2 protein-coding genes and 1 pseudogene are annotated in these 2,827 nt (G+C 76.9%); all 3 read right to left on the reverse strand.

Annotation, left to right across the window (positions count from 1 at the left end; translation table 11 throughout):
• Positions 1 to 49 precede the first annotated feature (49 nt).
• Positions 50 to 1,303, reverse strand: coding sequence for a phosphatidylserine decarboxylase (locus tag ACSNOB_RS31690; RefSeq protein WP_436691088.1), 1,254 nt, complete (start codon positions 1,301 to 1,303; stop codon positions 50 to 52).
• Between the two features lie 554 nt (positions 1,304 to 1,857).
• Positions 1,858 to 2,041: pseudogene (locus ACSNOB_RS31695) on the reverse strand (hypothetical protein); the annotation flags it as partial.
• Positions 2,038 to 2,827: LiaF domain-containing protein (locus tag ACSNOB_RS31700; protein WP_436691090.1), on the reverse strand; the 790-nt coding region annotated here is incomplete at its 5' end. The gene ACSNOB_RS31700 and the pseudogene ACSNOB_RS31695, both read right to left, overlap by 4 nt.

Here is a 2,827-nt window from a genome sequence, read left to right on the forward strand (position 1 = left end):
CCCCCCCCCCCCCCCCCCCCCCCCCCCCCCCCTTCCGTGTCTGTCCGGCTCAGCGCCAGCGGGCGATGACGGTCGAGCCGCCGACCACCTTGTCGCCGGGGCCGACGAGCGGCTCGGCGGCGTCGGCCGGCAGGTAGACGTCGGTGCGCGAGCCGAACCGGATCAGGCCGAACCGCTCGCCCCTGGCCAGCAGCGAACCGATCGGCGCCCGCTGCACGATCCGCCGGGCGATCAGGCCGGTGCGCTGCGCCACGACCACCGTGCCGTGCGCGGTCTCCAGCACCGTGTACGCGGCCACGTTGTGCTCCGCCGCCGGCTTCATCGCGTTGGCGAAGCCGCCGTCGGCGACGAAGTAGTCGACCACCTTGCCGGCCACCGGGGCGCGGTTGACGTGCACGTCCAGCACCGACAGGAAGACGGCGATCCGCAGCCACTCGCCCTCGCCGAAGCGCTCGTCGTGCAGCCGCTGCACCGACAGCACCTGACCGTCCGCCGCGGCGACCACCGCCGACGGGTCCTCCGGCACGTCGCGCTCCGGGTCCCGGAAGAAGGCGGCGACCGGGCCGGCGGCCACGGCGGGGAGCAGCCAGAGCTTCGACTTCGGCCGGGCCAGCCGGGCCAGCGCGGCCAGGCCGAGCGTGATGCCGGCGGCGGCGACCCCGTTCGAGTCGATGTGCATGCCGCGGGTCAGCGGCACGCTCGACGGGCGGTGCGCCGGGGCCAGCCGGGCCGCGGAGGCGGCGTCTGCCGGGGTGAAGCGGAGCCGGTACACCCGCAGCGGCGGAGTGTTGCGCAGCACCAGGTCCGTGCCGACGCCGTACAGCGCGCCCTGCCGGTCCAGTTCCCCGGCCGCGCCCGCCGTACGCCCCGGCGTGGCGGTCGTCGCCACGCTGAGCACCGCGCCGTCGGTGAGGTACTTCGCCAGGCCCTCGACGGCACCCCGGGTCTCGTCGGCCGTGCCGGTGAAGGGTTCCCCGGCGATGACCACCGCGGCGGGCTCGGCCTCGGCGAGCGTGTCGACCACGCGGACCCGGTCGGCGACCCAGCGGCCCTGGGCGGTGACGTGCTCCCGCAACGCCTGGGGGCTGGTCGATCCGGCGGGCACCAGCGTGAGGGTGTCGCCGGGCAGCAGCGCGTCGATCGCGGCGGCCAGCACCGTGGACTCCGGCGCCGCGCCGACCAGCAGGGCGGCCTTCGGGTCGTTCATCCGGGCGAGCTCGGTGACGAGCGTACGGGCGGCTCGCTCGCCGATGCGGACCGGACCGGACCGGCCGGTGGTGCGCACGGCGGGGGACTGCGTCATGTCGACGGGCTCCTGACGGGGTAGAGACGGGAAGCGCGGCGGGACCGCCACGGCGCGGTCCGGCCGGCTCGGCGGCCAGGTCGGCGCGGGCCGGCCGGCGGAGGCGGGATCTCCACCGGCCAGCATAGGCGGCTGCGGGCGCGGGCCGCACCGCTGTGGTCAGCCGCGAGGACGCTCCTCACCGGCCGGCGGGCCGCTGGCCGGGCGTGGCCGGTCGTCCTCCTCGGCGGCCCGGTCCTCGACCGCGTCGGCGCGGACGTCGGTGACCGCGTCGGTCGGCCATTCGTCGGCCTCGTCCCCGACCCGCGAGCCGGCCGTGGGCCCGCCCGACATCGGCGCGGACACCTCCCACTCGGACCGCCCGCCCCGGTCGGACGGCTGGCCCCAGTCGGGCTGCCCAGCGCCCCACGTCGCCTGATCGTCGGGCGGGGCCGCCCGGTCGAGGTCCCACGCGGTCGGGTCGGCCGCGGCGGCGTACCGGTCCGCCTCGTCGCCGGCCGGGGCCGCGGCGGCGGGCTCGTCGCCGGCCGGGGTGGCGTCCTTCCGGGCGGCGGAGCGCCCGGAGCGCAGTGCGCCCACCAGGCCCAGGACGCCGATCACGATCAGCGCGCCGGCCAGGAACCAGCCGACGGGTGGCAGGGCGAGCCCGAGCAACTGGGCGAGCAGCCACCACGCGGCGAGCCCGACGAAGATCAGCCCGAAGGCGAACGACACGATGTCGGTGCGGTGGGCCTTCACCGGGTCACCTCCAGGTTGCCGGCGTTCACGTGGATGTAGAGGCGCAGCGTGCCGCCGCCCGCGCCGTCCGCGCCCAGGTCGGTCGTCTCCCGCAGCGGGCCGTCCAGCCCGCCGGAGCGCTTGCCGAAGACGACCGCGTCGCCGGCGTTGACGTCGGCCACCGTGGTCACGTCGACGCCCGGCGGCACCACCACCGTGCACTCGCCGAAGTTGATGGCGACGGTGATCTCGGTGGTCTTCTTGTCGAAGTCGACCGCCCGCAGGTCGAGGATGGCGTCGCCGAAGCTGTTCTCGTACCGGACGGCGAGGTCGCGGTGGTCGGTGGGCGCCCAGGTCACGTTGCCGTCGACGCCCCGGATCCGGTCGTAGGACTCGGTCACGGTGGCCACCCCGAGCGCGGCGGCGGCCACCAGGCCGAGCGCGATCAGCCACCGGGCCCGCCCGAACCAGGTGCCGACCAGCAGGCCGAACCCGATGGTGGCCAGCGTGGCCGCGAAGTACGCCGACGCGCGGACGTCGAACACGTCCAGCAGGTCGAGGACGGTGACCACGCCGAGGGCGAGGAAGATCAGCGAGAAGGTCACCGCGCCGAGCGGGGACCGCTCACGCGGCCGCTTCGGTGGCTTGACGGGCGGCAGCGGCGGCAGCGGCGGAACGGGGGTCTGCCCGGCGTACGGGCCGTGCGGGGCGAAGGGGGGCCGGTAGCCCGGCGGCAGCGGCGCGGGACGGCCCGCGACCGGTGTGCCGCCCGAGGTCGTGGCGGGCCAGCCGGAGGTGGGCGGGGCG

It is taken from the genome of Micromonospora sp. URMC 106 (assembly GCF_051386395.1).
In the GTDB taxonomy this organism is placed as follows: Bacteria; Actinomycetota; Actinomycetes; order Mycobacteriales; family Micromonosporaceae; genus Micromonospora.

Coding starts and splice junctions, on each gene's coding strand:
- ACSNOB_RS31690 (WP_436691088.1), bottom strand. CDS start 1,303: ATGACGCAGTCCCCCGCCGTGCGCACCACCGGCCGGTCCGGTCCGGTC.